The sequence below is a fragment of the Polaribacter sp. KT 15 genome, assembly GCF_900143115.1.
GTDB lineage: Bacteria > Bacteroidota > Bacteroidia > Flavobacteriales > Flavobacteriaceae > Polaribacter > Polaribacter marinaquae.
In genome coordinates this window covers 1,583,304-1,602,091 of record NZ_LT670850.1, presented here as the reverse complement: position 1 = coordinate 1,602,091, position 18,788 = coordinate 1,583,304, and the positions used below count along the sequence as shown (strand labels likewise).

23 protein-coding genes are annotated in these 18,788 nt (G+C 30.0%); 5 read left to right on the top strand and 18 right to left on the bottom strand.

Translation table 11 applies throughout. From position 1 onward, the window contains the following. The first annotated feature begins 176 nt into the window (after positions 1–176). Positions 177–1,103, top strand: a complete 927-nt coding sequence (locus B5464_RS07225; RefSeq protein ID WP_079737827.1) for an ABC transporter ATP-binding protein — start codon at positions 177–179, stop codon at positions 1,101–1,103. Here the strand turns inward: B5464_RS07225 and B5464_RS07220 are convergent. From B5464_RS07220 to gdhA, 16 genes are all read right to left on the bottom strand, one after another. After that, positions 1,081–1,530, bottom strand: a complete 450-nt coding sequence (locus B5464_RS07220; protein ID WP_079737826.1) for a 3-oxoacyl-ACP synthase — start codon at positions 1,528–1,530, stop codon at positions 1,081–1,083. The genes B5464_RS07225 and B5464_RS07220 overlap by 23 nt on opposite strands. Further along, complete coding sequence (locus B5464_RS07215; RefSeq protein ID WP_079737825.1) at positions 1,505–2,092, bottom strand: 4'-phosphopantetheinyl transferase superfamily protein; 588 nt, start codon at positions 2,090–2,092, stop codon at positions 1,505–1,507. The genes B5464_RS07220 and B5464_RS07215 overlap by 26 nt, the downstream gene beginning before the upstream one ends. Continuing rightward, positions 2,085–2,336 carry an acyl carrier protein gene (locus B5464_RS07210; protein ID WP_079737824.1) on the bottom strand — a complete coding sequence of 84 codons (252 nt, stop codon included), beginning with the start codon at positions 2,334–2,336 and terminating at the stop codon, positions 2,085–2,087. The genes B5464_RS07215 and B5464_RS07210 overlap by 8 nt, the downstream gene beginning before the upstream one ends. Before the next feature lie 3 nt (positions 2,337–2,339). Next, on the bottom strand, positions 2,340–3,614 hold the full coding sequence (locus tag B5464_RS07205) for a beta-ketoacyl synthase (protein ID WP_079737823.1): 1,275 nt from the start codon (positions 3,612–3,614) through the stop codon (positions 2,340–2,342). A gap of 3 nt (positions 3,615–3,617) precedes the next feature. Further along, the gene (locus B5464_RS07200; RefSeq protein ID WP_079737822.1) at positions 3,618–4,061 is read right to left on the bottom strand and encodes a 3-hydroxyacyl-ACP dehydratase FabZ family protein; all 444 of its coding nucleotides are present in this window, start codon (positions 4,059–4,061) and stop codon (positions 3,618–3,620) included. Positions 4,062–4,071: 10 nt separating this feature from the next. Next, positions 4,072–5,124, bottom strand: coding sequence for a type III polyketide synthase (locus B5464_RS07195; protein WP_079737821.1), 1,053 nt, complete (start codon positions 5,122–5,124; stop codon positions 4,072–4,074). Then, a complete protein-coding gene (locus tag B5464_RS07190) occupies positions 5,125–5,835 on the bottom strand; it encodes a methyltransferase domain-containing protein (RefSeq protein ID WP_079737820.1) in 711 nt (236 codons plus the stop codon). Further along, positions 5,835–6,962: an NAD(P)/FAD-dependent oxidoreductase gene (locus B5464_RS07185; protein ID WP_079737819.1), complete on the bottom strand. Its 1,128-nt coding sequence runs from the start codon at positions 6,960–6,962 to the stop codon at positions 5,835–5,837. The genes B5464_RS07190 and B5464_RS07185 overlap by 1 nt, the downstream gene beginning before the upstream one ends. Continuing rightward, the gene (locus tag B5464_RS07180; RefSeq protein WP_079737818.1) at positions 6,955–8,067 is read right to left on the bottom strand and encodes an FAD-binding oxidoreductase; all 1,113 of its coding nucleotides are present in this window, start codon (positions 8,065–8,067) and stop codon (positions 6,955–6,957) included. Before B5464_RS07180 ends, B5464_RS07185 begins: the two co-directional genes overlap by 8 nt. Then, positions 8,068–8,520, bottom strand: a complete 453-nt coding sequence (locus B5464_RS07175; RefSeq protein ID WP_079737817.1) for a GNAT family N-acetyltransferase — start codon at positions 8,518–8,520, stop codon at positions 8,068–8,070. Positions 8,521–8,524: 4 nt separating this feature from the next. Beyond that, positions 8,525–9,637: a DNA polymerase IV gene (gene dinB, locus B5464_RS07170; protein ID WP_079737816.1), complete on the bottom strand. Its 1,113-nt coding sequence runs from the start codon at positions 9,635–9,637 to the stop codon at positions 8,525–8,527. Between the two features lie 60 nt (positions 9,638–9,697). Beyond that, on the bottom strand, positions 9,698–10,537 hold the full coding sequence (locus B5464_RS07165) for a S9 family peptidase (protein WP_079738994.1): 840 nt from the start codon (positions 10,535–10,537) through the stop codon (positions 9,698–9,700). Between the two features lie 11 nt (positions 10,538–10,548). Then, positions 10,549–11,154, bottom strand: coding sequence for a glutamate dehydrogenase (locus tag B5464_RS07160; RefSeq protein WP_154066950.1), 606 nt, complete (start codon positions 11,152–11,154; stop codon positions 10,549–10,551). Between the two features lie 59 nt (positions 11,155–11,213). Further along, a complete protein-coding gene (locus B5464_RS07155) occupies positions 11,214–11,834 on the bottom strand; it encodes a LysE family transporter (RefSeq protein ID WP_079737814.1) in 621 nt (206 codons plus the stop codon). A gap of 5 nt (positions 11,835–11,839) precedes the next feature. Next, positions 11,840–12,463 carry a LysE family transporter gene (locus tag B5464_RS07150; RefSeq protein WP_079737813.1) on the bottom strand — a complete coding sequence of 208 codons (624 nt, stop codon included), beginning with the start codon at positions 12,461–12,463 and terminating at the stop codon, positions 11,840–11,842. Between the two features lie 86 nt (positions 12,464–12,549). Next, positions 12,550–13,893 carry an NADP-specific glutamate dehydrogenase gene (gene gdhA / locus B5464_RS07145; protein WP_077811415.1) on the bottom strand — a complete coding sequence of 448 codons (1,344 nt, stop codon included), beginning with the start codon at positions 13,891–13,893 and terminating at the stop codon, positions 12,550–12,552. 210 nt (positions 13,894–14,103) lie between these two features. Here gdhA and pheS point away from each other — a divergent pair, with 210 nt between their 5' ends. From pheS to B5464_RS07130, 3 genes are read left to right on the top strand one after another with little or no spacing between them, the layout of a single operon-like run. After that, positions 14,104–15,123 (top strand): phenylalanine--tRNA ligase subunit alpha, encoded by a 1,020-nt coding sequence (pheS, locus tag B5464_RS07140; protein WP_079737812.1) that lies wholly within the window; start codon positions 14,104–14,106, stop codon positions 15,121–15,123. Continuing rightward, positions 15,123–15,383: a hypothetical protein gene (locus B5464_RS07135; RefSeq protein WP_079737811.1), complete on the top strand. Its 261-nt coding sequence runs from the start codon at positions 15,123–15,125 to the stop codon at positions 15,381–15,383. Before pheS ends, B5464_RS07135 begins: the two co-directional genes overlap by 1 nt. Before the next feature lie 25 nt (positions 15,384–15,408). Continuing rightward, complete coding sequence (locus tag B5464_RS07130; RefSeq protein WP_079737810.1) at positions 15,409–15,804, top strand: hypothetical protein; 396 nt, start codon at positions 15,409–15,411, stop codon at positions 15,802–15,804. A gap of 411 nt (positions 15,805–16,215) precedes the next feature. Here B5464_RS07130 and B5464_RS07120 read toward each other — a convergent pair whose 3' ends face one another. Continuing rightward, positions 16,216–17,691, bottom strand: coding sequence for a Na+/H+ antiporter NhaC family protein (locus B5464_RS07120; RefSeq protein ID WP_079737809.1), 1,476 nt, complete (start codon positions 17,689–17,691; stop codon positions 16,216–16,218). 92 nt (positions 17,692–17,783) lie between these two features. Here B5464_RS07120 and B5464_RS07115 point away from each other — a divergent pair, with 92 nt between their 5' ends. Then, on the top strand, positions 17,784–18,326 hold the full coding sequence (locus B5464_RS07115) for a pyridoxamine 5'-phosphate oxidase family protein (RefSeq protein ID WP_079737808.1): 543 nt from the start codon (positions 17,784–17,786) through the stop codon (positions 18,324–18,326). A 3-nt stretch (positions 18,327–18,329) separates the two neighbouring features. On the opposite strand, the gene B5464_RS07110 is transcribed toward B5464_RS07115, so the two are convergent. Then, the gene (locus B5464_RS07110) at positions 18,330–18,764 is read right to left on the bottom strand and encodes a hypothetical protein (RefSeq protein WP_079737807.1); all 435 of its coding nucleotides are present in this window, start codon (positions 18,762–18,764) and stop codon (positions 18,330–18,332) included. Between the last annotated feature and the right edge of the window lie 24 nt (positions 18,765–18,788).

Here is an 18,788-nt window from a genome sequence, read left to right as displayed (position 1 = left end):
TTCGTATCGGTTTTTTTGTGTTTTTTTTGGGCGTTACCTAAAGGTCGCGCTTTTCGCACTCGCTTTTTATTCGTTCCTCATAAAAGAGCTCAAACAAATGCTACAATCGCTAACGCAGGCATACTTGCTATCTAAATTACAACAACAAATACAAATAGAAACCTTATTTTTGTAAGATGCTAAAAGTCCAAAATATCTCTTTCGGGTACACTAAAAACAAAATGGTTTTAGACAACTTTAACTTCAATATAAAAGAAGGAGAACATTTGTGCGTTATGGGAGAAAGTGGCTGCGGAAAATCTACACTTTTAAAAGCAATTTACGGCTTATTAGATGTAAATAAAGGAACAATTTTCTGGAAAGATCATCAAGTTCTAGGTCCAGAGTTTCATCTAGTTCCTGGTATGGATTTCTTTAAATATGTAGCGCAAGATTTCGATTTAATGCCTTACATTTCTGTATCAGAAAATATTAAAAAATTTCTATCTCGTTTTTATCCAGAAGAAAGCGAAAAAAGAACACAAGAATTATTAGAAGTTATAGAAATGACGGCTTTTGCAAACACAAAAGTTAAAAATTTAAGTGGCGGACAAAAACAACGTGTGGCAATTGCTAGAGCCTTGGCAAAAGAACCAGAATTACTATTATTAGACGAACCTTTTGGCCAAATAGACAACTTTAAAAAAAACTCTTTAAGAAGAAAACTTTTTGCCTATTTAAAAGAAAAAAATATTGCGTGTATTGTTGCTACACACGATAAAAATGATGCACTTTCTTTTGCAGACACTTTGCTAATTATTCGCAATCATAAAATAGTAGTTCACAATGCACCAAAAGAAATTTACAACAACCCAAAAAGCAAGTATGTAGCAGCTTTATTTGATGATGTAAATGAAATTATAGTAAACAGTAAACATGTATTATTATATCCGCATCAAATAAAAATTATCGATAATTCTAATAGCATTGCTATCGTAAAAAACGCATATTTTAAAGGTTCTTTTTGGTTAATAGAAGCTGAGTTTGAAAATCAACTTGTGTTTTTAAATCATAAAGATTTTATAGAAACGAATACTAAAATTAAGCTATCTCTAGAATTTTAAACACATTTCCGTTAAAAGAAATTGTTTCGTCTTTTTGCTTTCCTAAAAGCAATTTCCCTATTGGTGATGAAACGGAAACTGCAAAATAATTTGTGTTTTCTATAGTTAAATGACCCGCAGAAATACTCAAGAAATAATTTGCCTTATCCGTATAAACAATACTGCCTAAATGTGCATTTTTAGAAGTTTTAGAAATATCAATTTTTGCTAAAATTTCTTTCATTTGTGTAATTCCCGCCAATTGTTGGCCAGCTTTCTCCATTTCTAATTGCAACATTGCTCTACCGGTTTCGTGCTTATCGCCTGCAGAACTTTTAGTTTCTGTTTGTAGTGCTTTTTGGTTAGAAGAAATAACTTCTTCTACATTTTGCAAACGTTTCTCTACAAATTCTTTACAATTATTATAAAGTGCTTCTTTCAAATTCATTGTTTAGTGTAAATGCAAATGCTCCGTAATTTCCATGATGAGAAATAGAACAAGATTGTGTTATTTTTTTCTCTCGATAATAATATAAAGGCGCACCAACAGAAGATTTTCTTTTTGTAATTTCTTCTAATTTCAAACTAACTATTGATGCTAACTCCGTTTTTAAATCTTTATCTACATTATCTGATTTTCCTATTTTCGAAAAAATAGAAGTTGTAGTTGCGTTTTGTTTCGCAATAGTAGAAACATAAAAAGGATTAAAAGTTGTAGTTGTATAAAAAATTTTGTCTTCAAAAAAAACAGTGCCTTTATCTTCAGAAATTATAGTACATTCAAATTTTAAAGGTGCAAAAAAGCGCTTTTCTACTTGTTGTGTATAACATTTATAAGCAGCTTCTTTCATAGACCAAAATTGCCAAACTTGTAAAAACGGATTTTTAGAATTGTAAATTTCTTGCTGTTCTTTTTGGGTAAATTGTTTCTCTAAAAAACCATTTCTTTGCCAATTGCTTTGAGTTTTAGCAAGGTTTAAATCAACAATATCATTCCCAACACTATGCATTCATTTTTTCTTGAATAATTGCTACGGTTGCTTTTACAGAAAGCATTTTCTCCATAGAATCGTTATCTATCTCTATGTTAAATTCATCTTCAACATCCAAAATAATATCTACTAAATTTGCAGAATTTATTTCTAAGTCGTTAATAAAATCGGTGTTTTCAGAGATATTTTTAAAACCATCTTCATTTTGAACATAAGGCTTTACAATAACTGTTAACTTGCTTATAATTTCTTCTTTTGTCATTTTTTATTCTGAATATTTTTTAAAGATAACACAAGCATTTACATCACCAAAACCAAAGCTAGCTTTTGCTAAAATAGTAATATCTTTCTCTATTATTTTTGTAGGAATTTTATCCTTAGAAATTAGTGTTGCAATTTCTGATTGTACATCTTCGCAATTGATATTTGGAAACACAAATTGTTCTTTAATTTGCAAAACTGCTGCCACAGACTCGATTGCGCCAGAAGCTGCCAAACAATGCCCAACCATAGATTTTAAAGAGTTTATATACGGAAAATCAACTCCTTTTCGATTTAAAGCCTTTGCCCAATTTTCTATTTCTAAACTATCTTTAGAGGTTGCTGTTAAATGACCATTAATTACATCTATTTCATCCGCAGAAATTCTAGCATCAGAAATTGCGGCAGTAATACATTTTTGCACCGCTTCTGCATTTGGTGCCGTTAACGTTCCGCCATTTCTTTGTCCGCCAGAATTTATATTTCCGCCTAAAACCTCTGCATAAATAGTTGCGTTTCTGGCTAAAGCACTTTCTAAAGACTCTAAAACCAAAGCCCCAGCACCACTTCCCGGAACAAAACCAGACGCCGTTGCACTCATGGGTCTAGAACCTTTTTCTGGTGTTTCGTTATGCTTGTAAGACATTACGCGCATCGCATCAAAACCACCCCAAGTGTATAAACTACTATCGCTAGAACTACCAACTAACATTCGTTTTGCTTTGCCGCTTTGTATTCTATCAAAACCGATTAAAAGCGCTTCTGTACCCGTTGTACAAGCAGATGAATTTGTAGTAACCTGATTTCCTAAACCAAGAATTCCGCCTAAATAAGCAGAAATGCCGCTTGCCATGGTTTGTACTACAGAAGTACTTCCTAAACGTCTTACGTTTTGATCATCAATTTTATAAATTGCTTCTCTAAATTTTTCGATTCCAGAAGTTCCTGTTCCAAAAATTAAACCCGAATCGTAATCTAAACCTGAGTTATCATCAACAGAAAAACCAGCATTTTTCCAAGCATCAATACCAGCCATACAACCATATAAAATAGAAGTAGAATTAAAACCACGTAATTGTAAAGGCGATAAATATGTTTGTTTTTTTTCTTCGGAAACCACTGGAATACCGCCAATACAACAAGAAAAACCTTTGTCTTTTAAATTCTGATGATAAGTAATACCAGATTTTCCTGTTTTTATTGCATTTGTAAATTCTTGCAAACCAACTCCGTTTGGGGCAACAACTCCTAAACCAGTAATTACAACTCTATTTTTCATTTTTTATTTTGCGATTATCATTCCAGATATAGTACCTCTACAAACCAACTCATCATTGGCGTTTAGCATCTTTACTTTACACTTTAGTTTATTAAATCTAAAATATTCTTTTTCTGAAATTACAGTTACTTTCTCGTTAGGTAAAACCGGTAAAAAGAAGTCTACTTCATTAGAAGTTAATGCAATTTGTGGTTTTTTTTCTTCGGATGAAATTTGATCTTCCAAAAGAAAAACTCCTAAACAAACAACACCAATTTGCGCCATTGTTTCCGTTAAAATAACACCAGGCGTAATTGGATTATTTTTAAAATGTCCTTCGTAAAAAAACTCGTCTTCTCTATAAGTATATTTTCCTTTAACGCCTTTTTCTGAAATTTCTGTAAGTTCACCAACAAACAAAAAGGGTCTTTTGTAAGGTAAACTTTTTATGATTTTAGTTGAATTCATCTTATTGTTTTTACCACTCTAACAAAATTCTTTGTGCAGAAAAACCAGGACCAAAACTTAACATAATTCCTCTTTCTCCTTTTGCAGGATTTCTATCCATAAAACGTTCTAAAACGTATAAAACAGTGGCGCTAGACATATTACCATACAAGCGTAAAACTTCTTTTGTATCGTCTATATTTTTACCTAAAACACCAAATAAAGCTTCTACAGTTTGTACAATTTTCTTTCCTCCGGGATGAAAAATCAAATGGTCGATATCATCAATTTTTAAATTATTTTTTTCTAAAAAAGGATGAATTATTGCCGGAAAATGATCTGATATTGTCTGTGGCACTTCTTTGTCTAAAATCATTTGTAAACCAGTATTAACCAATTTAAAACCCATCATTTTAGTAGCGTTATAAAAATGATACATGGCTTCGTCTATAATTTTAGGGCCTTTATCTTCTTGATACGAAGACAAAACAACAGCAGAAGCTCCGTCGCCAAAAATGGCTGCAGAAACAATATTTGTCATCGAATAATCTTCTAACTGAAACGTTGCCGTTGGTGCCTCTACGGCAATAACAGCTGCTCTTTTATTCGGATTCGCTTTTAAAAAATTTTTAGCATAAATAATACCAGAAACACCTGCAGCACAACCCATTTCTGTAACTGGCAAACGCACAATATCTTGTTTCATTTCAAGCGAATTTATTAAATACGCATCTACAGACGGAATCATGATTCCGGTGCAACTTACCGTAATTATATAATCGATATCTGTAGGTTTTAGATTGGCTTTATTTAAAGATTTTTTAAGAGATTTTTCTGCCAATTGCACAACTTCTCTTGTATAAATATCATTTTTTTCTTCAAAAGAAGTCGCTGTAAAAACCTCTTCCGGATCCATTATAGAATAACGTTTATCTACGCCTGCACCTTCAAAAAGCTTGATAACTTTTCTTTGAAAACGAGTTTCTTGATCTTGCATCCATAATTTTACAAACGGAATAATATCTTTTGTTTCTTTATAATATTTTGGTAATTGCTTTGCTACCGAAGTTATTTTAACTGCCATTTATTTTGTAATTATCCATTGAAAACGAAACGCCCATTTCCAAGAAATTTGTGGTTTTCTATTTAATTTATTAGACATTCTAATTAAATCTTCTCTTTTAAAACTTCTTAAAACAGAAATCAAACCATCATGAATAATCATTTTATTTTTTATAAAAACAGACAATAATTTAAACAAATAATAGGCTAATTTATGTCTGTGTAAATCGTTTACAATAATTGCTTTTTTAGTATGTTTTAATGTATCTTTTAAAAAAGAAACCAAAGGTTTTTCTTTAAAATGATGAAAAAACAAGGTGGCTAAAACAATATCAAACTCTCTATTTTTAAAAGCATCAGAAAAAATATCTTCAACAATAAAAGTTAACTCTGTAAATTCTGTAGATAGTTCTTTTGCGTACTCGATAGCTGTTGGGTTTGCATCTATACCTAGTAACTTAAATCTATATCCATTTTTTCTTCCGAATTTGGCTACATCACGTAAAATATCTCCGTGCCCACAACCAATATCTGCAATTACGAATTCTTTAGATTTATCGTGATTTTTTAATACCTTTTTTAAGGAATTTACGGTAACCAAATTGCCACCTAACCATCTATTAATATTTTCTAATTTATCTAAAACATCTCTTAAATAATCGCCACCAATAGAAAAATCATCCATCAATTCTTCTTGATCAGACCTTTTTGATGTATCTACTAATAAAGCCATTATATTTTAATTAATTTACCGTGAGTTTGTTTAATTATTATGGGTAATAAAAAAGGAAATTTTCTTAAAACTCTTAATAAAAATGCTGCAATTTTATCTTTTCTAAATAACATTGCTATAAAATGACCTGTTTTTAATCGCCATTTAAATTCTTTGTTCCATTGTCTAATATACTCTTTTTCTAGCTCGTTTCTAGACAAGACAACACCGTCTAGATAATTTAGAATCAATTTAGATGCTATTTGTGCAGATTGTATTGCCATACTCATTCCGTTACCACAAAGTGGATGGATCATTCCGGCAGCATCACCACACATTATTAAATGATTTTCTATTGGCTTCTTGGTTTCAAACGAAATCTGACTAATAGAAAGTGGCTTGTTCCAAACAGGTTTAGAATTTTTAAAAATCTCTTTTAAAAACTTATTTTTAAAAACTACATTTTCTTGAAAATCATCTATATTTTTATACTTTTTAAATGCTGAAAAACTCGTGATATAACACAAGTTAATTGCATTATTTTCTACTTTAGAAACCCCACAATAACCACCTTTAAAATTATGCAACGCGACTAAATTTTCTTGAAAATTACCTTTTACATGTATTTTTACACCTAAATAAGGAGACTTCTTTTTGATAAAACCTCTATTTAACTTTACATCTATTAAAGATCTTTTTCCAAAAGCACCAATACATATTTTAGAATGAAAACACTTATTTTCTTTAGTTTCAAGGGTAAAAACATCATCTTTATATTTAACATCTACAACATTGTCTTGTAAAAAAACCACACCATTTTCTTTGGCTTTTTCTGATAAAATAAAATCTAATTTGTAACGAGAAATACCAAATCCGCCTAAAGGTAACTTTGCGGTAATCATCTTACTTTTTGTGGTTGATAATTTAAAATTATCGATTTTTACAGCTCCATAATCAAACGGATTGATATTTAAAAACTGTAAATAAGGTAAAACTTCATTAGAAATATATTCACCACAAACTTTGTGTTTTGGGTATTCACTTTTTTCTATCAGTAAAACTTTTTTACCAAACTTAGACAAGTGAATTGCACTGCACAAACCTGCCAAACCTCCGCCAATTACTACAATTTCATAATTCTTATTCATCTAATAAATCTGCCAATTCTTTACCAACTAAACTACCAATTGCAATTCCCATTCCGCCCAAGCGAACACCACAAAAAACATGGTTAGAAATTTGTTTTACAATTGCTTTTTTCTGATTACCAACTCCCATAATTCCGCTCCAACGATGGTCGATTTCAAAATTTGTATCTGGTAAAATCGTTTCTTTTAAAATACTTTCTAATGTATTCTGAATAATATCTGTTTGACCAAATAGAGTTGTTTCTTCGGTTGTAAAATCTAGATTTCTACCGCCACCAAACAAAATTCTATCATGTATATTTCTAAAATAATAATAACCTTTATCTAAATGAAAAGTACCTTTAATGTGTAAGTTTTTAATAGGTTTTGTTATTAAAATTTGCGCTCTTGCAGGTTGCACTTTTTCTTCTATTAAATTATTTGCAAAACCATTTGTAGCAATAAGCAAGTTATTGGTTTTAAAATTGATTTTATCGGTTTTTACTTCAACCCAACTATCTGTTTCAGTAAAAGCATCAACATACATATTATTTAAAATTTTAACTCCTAATTTTTGAACTTCTAAGAGCAATTGATGCATCATTTTACCTGTATCTACTTGCCCTTCAAAATTATTAACGATATAATCTTGATGTATATTTTGAAAACTAAAAGTATTGTGTGATGTTGTAAAAACATCCTCTTTAAAAATAGGTTTTAAAAACTGATTTATTTCATCTTTTTTAGAAATACATTCTTCAAAAAAACTGCTGTTATTACATAATTCAAAACCTTTATTTTGCTGAAAATCGATGTTTTTATCTCCTAAATTATTTCTTAATAATTGTAAACCTTCGCAACGCTTGTTAACTAAATTAAAAACCTCTTCTGTTGTATGAGTATTTAAATCGTCTATAATTTCAGATAAACTTCCAAAACAAGCAAAACCTGCATTTTTAGTACTTGCGCCTTGTGGTAGCATTCCTTTTTCTAAAATTAAAACCTTTGCTTTTGGGTGTTGTTTTTTTAATTGCAAAGCACAATTTAAACCTACAATTCCGCTACCAACAATAGTAAAATCTATGTTGGTAAACCATTCTTTTAACTCCCAATAACTGTAATTCATTTACACGTTTTTTTCGAAACAAATACTATTTTTCATTCCAATATATTGTCCGTAATTGTCAATAATATTATACTTACTTTTTTTATAAAATTTTACTGCTGCTTTTTGTCTTTTGCCAGTTTCTAAAATACATTTAGAAAAACCCAATTCTTTTGTCCAGATTTCTAATTCTTCTATTATTTTTTGTGCTAAACCTTTGCTTCTATACTTGCTAGAAACATACATCCTTTTAATTTCCATAGTAGAATTGTCAAACTTTTTAATAGCGCCACAACCTACCGTAATTTTATCAACATATAATACAACTACATGTTTTATTACATCAATATGATTAAATTGATTGTAAAAATCATGCTCATCTTGGTCTGTAATTTTAAGAAATGCGTCTAATTCTTTTACTAAAATCTTAAAATCTGGATGTGTTGCATTGGTTCTAAAAACTTCTATATTCATGCTACTAATCTTCTTCGTTAAAAAAATCTGACTCTTTAAATTTTAACTTTAATTGCACCCAAACTGGTTCTTTAATTTCGGTGTTTAAATTACCAAATGACAACCCCAATAATCTAACTGAGTTTGGCAATTCATCTTGATATAACAACTCTTTTACCACAGGAAAAAATTCTTCCTTTTTCTGCATAAAATGGCCTTTTGTTTTACTTCTAGTTTGTTGTGTAAAATCAGAATATTTTATTTTTAAAGTAATTGTTTTGCCTTTGGTGTCTGCCTTTAGCATGCGTTTTTCTAACTCGTCTGCAATTTTGTCTAAACGTTCTAGCATAAAGATTTCCGAAGAAATGTTTTCGCTAAAAGTTCTTTCTGCAGCTAACGATTTTCTAATTCTGTTTGGCTTAACCGCACTGTTATGAATGCCTCTAACAATATTAAAATAATGCACGCCAGATTTACCAAAAAGTTTTACAAGTTCTTCTAGAGATTTCTTTTTTAAATCGTTGCCAACAAAAATACCGTTGTTGTACATTTTTGCTGCAGTTACTTTACCAACACCATAAAATTTGTTTACCGGTAATTCTTCTAAAAACTGAATTACCTCATCTGGATGCACGGTTTTTTGACCGTTTGGTTTGTTAATATCAGAAGCAACTTTTGCAATAAATTTATTTATAGAAATTCCTGCGGATGCTCTTAAACCTGTTTCTTCGAAAATTTTTTGACGAATTTCTCTTGCTATTTCATTTGCAGACGGATTTCCTTTTTTATTTTCTGTTACATCTAAATACGCCTCGTCTAAAGAAAGAGGTTCTACTAAATCTGTGTACTCAAAAAATATTTCTCTTACTTTCGCAGAGATTTCTTTATAACGCGGAAAATCTGATTTAACAAATATTAAATGCGGGCATTTTTGTCTTGCTAAACTACCACTCATAGCAGATCTTACACCAAATTTTCTTGCCTCGTAACTTGCCGCAGAAATAACACCTCTTCTACCTTCGCCACCAACAGCAATGGCTTTTCCTTTTAATTCTGGATTGTCTAATTCTGCAACAGATGCATAAAACGCATCCATATCTACATGAATTATTTTTCTAAAAGGCGGTTGCAATTCCATAGGTCTAAATTACGAAGTTAGACAGGAATATCATTAATTATTTCAATAGAAAACTACGTTTTAATCTAAAAAATGAATACACAAATTTTTAACTTCTTCTAATTCTTTTGATAAACTTTCTTGTAACCAAGGATGCGAGACATTAAAAACATGATCGGCATTTTCTATAATTTCTAATTTACTGTTAGAACACCAAGAATCTATTTTTTTACCTTCATTTAAAGAAATTGATGTATCATTATCTCCGTGGATAATTAATAACGGAATCTTTAAATTTTTTACGGCATTTTCTATAAATAATCGATTTTCGTTTTCTTTAAAATTGGTGTAAAATTGATAAAAATGTGGCATATTTTGCTTTGTTCGTCCATTTACAACATATTTTACACCGTTTTTTCGCCAGTTTTCTAAATCACCTATTGTAGAACTTCTACTACCAAAATCTGAAACCGCAGCCAATGTAATTACCTTTTTTACTCTCGAATCTTCGTTAGCTTTAAGCAATACGATTCCGCCACCTCGACTATGACCAATTAAAGTAATATGATTCAAATCAACATCATTTTTAAAATTTTCTTCGGATGAAATCCAATCTAATACACTTTCTAAATCGTCTAATTCTTTGGTATAATTATTATTACCAAAAGCCTCTAAATCTGGAAAATCTATTGGTTGTTCTGCTGTACCACCGTTATGCGAAAAATTAAATTTTATAAAGAAAAAATCGGCTTTTGCAAACGCTTTTGCCATAATATTCCATGCGCCCCAATCTTTAAAACCTTTGTAACCATGACAAAAAATTACTACTTTTTTGGGTGTTTTATCCTCTTTATAAAAAACATCTGTTACAATTGGTTTTTTATGTTTTCCTGGTACTAGAACATTCTGTATAACTTTCATTTTAAACAATTTTAAAGAACAAATTTTAAAAGTGTACATAACGCAAAAGTCGCAGTTAAAACACATAAAAATAAGTTGATATGATTGGTGAATTTACCTGTTTTTTGCTTAATTACAAGTGCAAATTTTCCGTATAATAATAAAATAGAATATGTACCAAGTACAGATCCTAAAACAAAAAATAAGACAAAAATTATATCGAAATTAAAAGAATTAAATGCAATAAGTATGGCTACAATTGTACAGAAAAACGGAATTGCAAACATGTTTAACAAGGATAAAATTATGCCTGTAAAAAAAGAATTTCGTGTTTTAATTTCAATTTTCTTTTGTTCTTTTTTATGCTGTTTATAAAAGTAAATCGATAACGATACAAGAACCAAAATACCAGTTTTTTCTAAAAACGCTAATAAAACTGTGTTTGTTGAAAAATATTCTATAATGTAAACAGAAATGCAAACCTGCATAAAAACCACCAGCAAAACGCCTAAGGTAAATTTTGTAAATTCTATTTTGGTAGCGTTTAATCTAATTTTTAAAGCAGTCATATTTAGTACGCTTGGTAGCGTAAAACCTAAAAAAGAACCTAAAAAACCATAAAGAAGTAAAGAAAACATAAACACTATCTTGTATAAGAAATCAGTCGGTTTACAAACTTATTAATTACTTTTTTAAATTAAAAAAACAATTTTACTATCGAAAATAACGCTACAAAACCAGTTAAAATTGATAAAACTAAGTTTATATCCTTTGTAAGCTTTCCTGTTTTTTGTTGAATAAATTGTGCAAATTTTCCGTAGACAAAGAGAATATAAAAGGTTCCTAAAACAGAACTTATTATAAAAATAAACGTATCTAAAGTTGAATAATTATACATATCGTAAGCATTTAATAAAATGATTACGCCACAGTAAAATGGTATAGAAAACATGTTTAAAATAGAAAGAATTATACCTGTTAAAAACGGGTTTTCTTTTTTGGTTTTCATTTTAGCTATTTTAATTTTACTTTTTTGAGATTCTCTATAGTAATAGTAACTTAAAAATATAAAAATAACTGTTGCAATTTTTTCTAGAGTTGCTAAAATAGAAGGATTATCTGCTAAAAACTTGGTTAAAGTAACTGCAATAATTATTTGAGGTATAACTATAACCGCTACTGCAAAAGCATATTTGTACGCTGCTTTCTTTCCGTTAGTTAAACTAACTTTTAAGGCTGTCATATTTAATAAGCTAGGTGTAATAGAACCAGCAAAAGAAAATAAAAACCCAAAGAAAAATAGAAATAAAAGTTTCACATATTTTATTTATATAACAAATATAATAGATTTCCTAGTGCAACAACGCCTGTTAATGCACCTAAAATAAAATCCATTTTTGTAGCTATATATGTTAACTTATGTTCTATGTTTTTTGCAACTATTGCATATAAAGAATACAAGGTAAAAGAACCAATTGTAGAACCAATTGAAAAATAAAAACCGGTTAAATAAGAATATTCAAAATAATTTAAACCAATTAAAAGTGAAATTGTAGTAAAGTAAAACGGAATTGCAATTGTGTTTAAAGAAGACATCATTATTCCGTGTAAATAAGCTTTCGATTTTGGTATTTCTTCTTTTACTTTTTTCTCTTTTGATGAAAAGTGTAATCGGAAAAAATTAATCGATAATAAGAATAAAAGTCCTGTTCCTATTTTTTGAAGTAAGGTTATATATTCTGAGTTTTTCATTAAAATACTAGACAAATATGCACCAATATTTGCTTGAAAAAACAATATGGTTGCGTAGCCACCAATAAGATAAAAAGCTGCTTTTTTTCCGTTTCTAAGGCTAAACTTTACAACAGTTAAATTTAAAAAACTTGGTGTAATACTACCAAATGCAGCAATTACAAAACCTAAGATTACACAGATAAAGAAGTTCATATTTATATTTTATATCTGCAAAAAAACAAAAAAACGCGTTAAATAATTAACGCGTTTCAATTTTATAATAACTTAAAAGAGTTCTATTACACAACCCCTTGTGCTAACATTGCATCTGCAACTTTTACAAAACCAGCAATATTTGCTCCTTTTATATAGTCTATAGATCCATCGTCGTTTTTACCATATTCTACACAAGAATCATGAATATCTTCCATAATATCTTTCAATCTTTCGTCTACTTCTTTACGAGACCAGCTTAAACGTAACGAGTTTTGGCTCATTTCTAATCCAGAAGTTGCTACACCACCTGCGTTAGATGCTTTACCTGGCGCAAATAAGATTTTCCCTTTTTGAAACTCGTGAATTGCTTCTGGTGTAGAAGGCATATTTGCTCCTTCAGAAACACACATACAACCGTTTGCTATTAATGTTTTTGCTTCTTCTCCGTTTAACTCATTTTGAGTTGCACATGGTAAAGCTACATCACATTTAACAGACCAAGGTCTTTCTCCTGCAACATATTTTGCATTCGGATATTTTTCTAAGTATTCGCTAATTCTACCACGTTTTTCGTTTTTAATGTACATAACGTGTTGTAACTTTTCTGTATCGATACCTTCTTCGTCTAAAATATATCCTCCAGAATCTGATAAAGTTAAAATTGTAGCACCTAATTCTAATGCTTTTTCTGCTGCATATTGTGCAACGTTACCAGAACCAGAAATAACTACTTTTTTACCTTCAAAAGAATCTCCTTTACGTTTTAACATATTGTCTGCAAAGTATACGTTACCGTAACCTGTAGCTTCTGGTCTAATTAAAGAACCACCCCAAGATTGCCCTTTACCAGTTAAAACACCTGTAAATTCGTTGTTTAGTTTTTTATACATACCAAACATAAAACCAATCTCTCTAGCACCAACACCAATATCTCCTGCAGGTACATCTGTATTAGAACCAATGTGTCTAAATAATTCGCTCATAAATGCATGACAGAAACGCATAATTTCATTGTCTGATTTTCCTTTAGGATCAAAATCAGAACCTCCTTTACCTCCACCCATTGGTAAAGTTGTTAAAGAGTTTTTAAATACTTGCTCAAAAGCTAAAAACTTTAAAATGCTTGCATTTACAGTTGGGTGAAAACGTAAACCACCTTTATAAGGCCCAATTGCAGAATTCATTTGAACTCTATAACCTCTGTTTACTTGAATTTCTCCATTATCATCTACCCAAGAAACTCTAAAAGAGATCAATCTTTCTGGCTCTACCATTCTTAATAGAATGTTTTTACCATGGTAAATATCATGATTAATAATATACGGTATTACAGTTTCTGCAACTTCTTGTACAGCTTGTAAGAATTCTGGCTCATGGTTATTTCTTGTTTTAACCATTTCCATAAACTCATTTATTTTTAACTCTATACTTTCAGCCATAATTTTTTATGAATTTAATAAAAATTTAATGGGACAAAGATAGTTAATTTCTGAATTCGCAAATAAAAAAAGTATTTTTATTTATTTCTAAGATATCCTTATTTCAATCGATTTCGAAAGCTCTTGTTGTTTTCTTAACTTTAGATTGATAAAACTCTATAAAAAACACTAAATTTGTCGCATAATTTTACGCAAGAAATGTTAGACAAAGTAAAAGAACTTATTGGCGAGGTACAAGCGTTTAAAGCTACAACCAAAGATGAAGTAGAAACTTTTAGAATTAAATATTTAGGAAGCAAAGGTTTACTAAAAGACCTTTTTGCAGAATTTAAAAATGTAGATGCAGAATTACGTAAAGATTTTGGGCAAGCTCTAAATAATTTAAAAAAATCTGCAGAAGGTAAAGTTGCAGAATTAACAGATGCCTTAGAAAACAATACAACAGAAAAATCTTTTTACGGAGATTTAACAAGGCCATCAGAACCAATAGAATTAGGTTCTAGACATCCTATTTCTTTAGTAAGAAACCAAATTATAGAAGTTTTTAATAGAATTGGTTTTACTGTTTCTGAAGGACCAGAAATAGAAGACGATTGGCATAATTTTACTGCCTTAAACTTGCCAGAATATCATCCGGCAAGAGATATGCAAGACACGTTTTTTATTGAGCAAGATCCAGATATTTTATTAAGAACACACACTTCTTCTGTACAAGTGCGTTATATGGAAGAAAACGAACCGCCAATTAGAACAATTTCTCCTGGTAGAGTTTTTAGAAACGAAGATATTTCTGCAAGAGCGCACTGTATTTTTCATCAAGTAGAAGGTTTGTATATTGATACTGATGTTTCGTTTGCAGATTTAAAACAAACCCTTTTATACTTTACAAAAGAGATGTTTGGTAAATCTAAAATTAGATTAAGACCTTCTTATTTTCCGTTTACAGAGCCAAGTGCAGAAGTAGATATTTATTGGGGATTAGAAACTGAAACTGATTACAGAATAACAAAAGGTACTGGTTGGTTAGAAATTATGGGTTGTGGTATGGTAGATCCTAATGTTCTTAAAAACGCCAATATCGATCCAACTAAATATTCTGGTTACGCATTTGGTATGGGTATAGAGCGTATTGCAATGTTATTATATCAAATACCAGATATTAGAATGTTTTACGAAAATGATAAACGTTTCTTAGAACAATTTAAATCTATTATTTAATGAATTATTTTACACAGGTTTGGGATGAAAACAGAGATGATGAATATGCAGATTGGGGTAACTCTATTTGGTATTTTGAAACGAATGATGCAGACCAAGTAATAAAACAAGTTACTATTTATGACAATGGTAAACTTGTAAAATATAGTGAAGATAATATAGAAGATAAATTTGGTGGTTTGTGCGAAGGCGCATTAACTATTGATGATTGCGACGGAGAAGAAATTACAAAAGAAGACTTTTACAAAGTTTGGTCTTAATTGGCACAATAAACTTTTAGATTTCATGAAAAAAGACATTCAAATACCAGAAGTTACAGGCGTAGAAATGGCTGTAGTTTATGAGTTTAATGATATTTACAACACCAACGATTGGAACATTTATATTATCAATAATAAAAATGTAGATTTAGAAATGATGGTGATTGTGTCTCAAGGTTTTTCTGATACAAAAACAACTTCTTTACTACGTAAAAAATTAGAAAAACTTCCTGCAAATTCTTTTGCTAAGATCGAGTTTATTCAACCAGAATTATTTAAGTTAAACAACCGTTTTCAGGTTACTTTTTTTGAAGGAAACACTTTGTACGAAAAAACGTTTATCTTTAAAGAAAACACCATTAAAGAAGGTGCTTTGCGTATGATAGACGAAATTAAAAAACGTGGTATTTTAGCGAATTAAAAAAATTGATTAATTATTTTAATCAAAATCTGCTTCTATTTTATGAATATTAGCAACATCTTTATTGAGATACTTTATGCTTACTTTTGGCGGAATTGAAACATCAACTATTAATCTATTAGTTCTAAATCCTGCTTTTTCTAAAAGTGGTAATACATTAAAAACATCTTTTACATAATCGATAAATTTGTTTTTAGTGTTTGTGCCTAAATCACCTATTTTAGAGACTCCTTTTTTAAATTACTCAAAAATTTGATCTGCACCATCAGTAATCGTTTTACCAGTTTTTTTGATAATATTCTTTTCTTTCATAATTTTTTTTAAAAATTTAAACGTAAAAAGCTCAATAAGAATACACCAATAATCAATTCAAATTTTGTGATTTTTTTTGGGTTTGTGCGATTCTTAACATCATCCTAAAAACCCGATTGCTAAATACAATAAAACGGTTATTACACCACCTATTAACGCATAAGGCAATTGTGTTTTTACATGGTCTATATGATCACTTGCCGACGACATCGAAGAAATGATAGATGTATCGGAAATTGGCGAACAATGGTCTCCAAAAATTCCTCCTCCTAAAGTTGCAGCAACAACAATTGTAATATCTGCACCATGAATATTTGCCATTGGTATAGAAATAGCCAACATAATTGCAAAAGTTCCCCAAGAAGTTCCTGTAGAAAATGCAATAAAAGAACTTATAATAAAAACTACAGCAGGTAATAATTCTGGAGACAACCAATCTTTAGTGGCATTTGCTACGTAAACTCCGGTTTCTAATTCTTTACAAGCGTCACCAATTGCAAATGCTAATAACATTAATAAAGCCAAAGGCATTAGCTCACTTATTCCTTTTAAAGTTAAGTTTACTGCTTCTTTTGGTTTTAAAAATCCTTGAATCATATACATTACAATTGCTACTAAAAGTGCCGTAATTACTGCATATAAAACAGAAGAAGAACCAGAACCTTCTCCGATTGCTTGTGAAGCATGATTTAAAAATGATGTAGATTCTTTTACTGCATCCCAACCTGTGTAAATTAGGTTAATTGGCATCATAAAAACCATTACCAAAAGTGGCACTATCATATTATATGCCTTTGCATGAATTCCTTCTTTTGGCGGAAAAGAAGTTACCTCATCAGAAACCATTGGTTTAGAACCTTCGTTCATTAATTTACCTGTTTCTTTGGTTCTTTGTTCTGCTTTTTTCATCAAACCAATATCTTTTTTTGATAAAATGGTAAAAATCAAAATAACGATTGCTAATAACGGATAGAAGTTATACTTAATTGCAGCAATCATTACAGAAAAGGGTTTATCGATTCCTTGTGTTAATAACAAACCCATTATAAAAGCTCCCCAAGCATTAAAAGGAATTAATATTGATGACGGCGCAGAACTAGAGTCTGCGATGTATGCTAATTTTTCTCTGGGGATTTTTAATTTATCAAAAATTGGTCTGTACAAAGTACCAACCGTTAAAGAGCTAATACTAGTTTCTACAAATAACAACAAACCTGTAAATGTTGCTAAAAGTTGCACCATTACTCTACTGTATCCTGTTTTTTTAGTTTCTAATTTGGTAAGTTTTCTGTTGATAATATTTATAAACCCTTCTACTCCTCTAGAATATTGAATAAATATTAGCAATGCGCCAACCAAAGCACTAAATATTATGGTTCTTGTATTTCCTTTAGATTGAAAAACGTTTACCATGCCTTCGATCATTGAAAGCGTTCCTTTTAATGGATTAAAACCTTCTATTATCAACCAAGAAAACCAAATACCAAATAACAAAGCAATGTAAACTTGCTTGGTTCTTAAAGCCAAAATAATGGCTACAATTGGTGGTATTACTGATAAAAATCCATATTCCATATAAAAGTGTTTAAGATTGCTAAAGGTAATAATTTCTTAAGCATTTTATCTGTAGTTATTTTGTAATTTAGTGTTTTAAAAAGATTTTAAAAATGTCTAAGTTTTACACCAAATTAACTTCGAGGCTTCAAAAATTTATTGAAGTTCAAAAAATATTCTTTGTAGCAACTGCGCCAACTTCTGGCAGAATTAACTTATCTCCAAAAGGTATGGATTCTTTTAGAGTTGTATCTGAAAATAGAGTTTTATGGTTAAATGTTACCGGAAGCGGTAATGAAACTGCAGCACATTTATTAGAAAACAACAGAATTACTATTATGTTTTGTGCTTTTGAAGGCGCACCAAACATTTTACGTTTATACGGAAAAGGAAAAGAAATTAAAGAAGGAGATGCCTCTTGGAATAATTTAATTAATCTATTTCCAGAAACTCCAGGAACGCGTCAGATATTTGATATTACTGTAGAATCTGCTCAAACTTCTTGCGGTATGTCAATTCCGTTTTTTGAATATAAAAGCGAAAGAAATGAGTTAAATGATTGGGCAGCTGAACAAGGTAAAGAAGGAATTTCTAAATACTGGAAAGAAAAAAATCAAACAAGTATAGACGGCTTACCAACACATTTACTAGATTAATTTTTAATCTTTATCTACTTTTTTAATAGCGATAATAAAATCGATTAAATTGTTATTATTGGCAACTAAATGTATTGCTTCATCACAAATTTTTTCTGCTCTTTTTATTGAAAAATGTAGACCAACAGCTATTTTTCGCATTAATGCAATTTCTATCAATTTAGCTTCACCATCAATCAAAATCATTTTTGTTAAACGATACAAGCGCTCTATTCTTTCATCGTAATTAATTGGCGGATTTATCGGGTATTTTTCTGGGTTGTTTAAGATTAAAGAAAACTCTTCTAAAGTTATATTTAAGTTTTTTCCTGCTCTTATTAACAACTCTTTTTCTCCGTCTGTAATTTTACCATCTGCTCTTGCAATTTTTACAATATTAGCAAAATGACCAATTTCTTGTTTGTGTTGTCCGCTAGAATATAAATCTGATATTGCCATTTAATTTTTTCTATAAAAATAAAT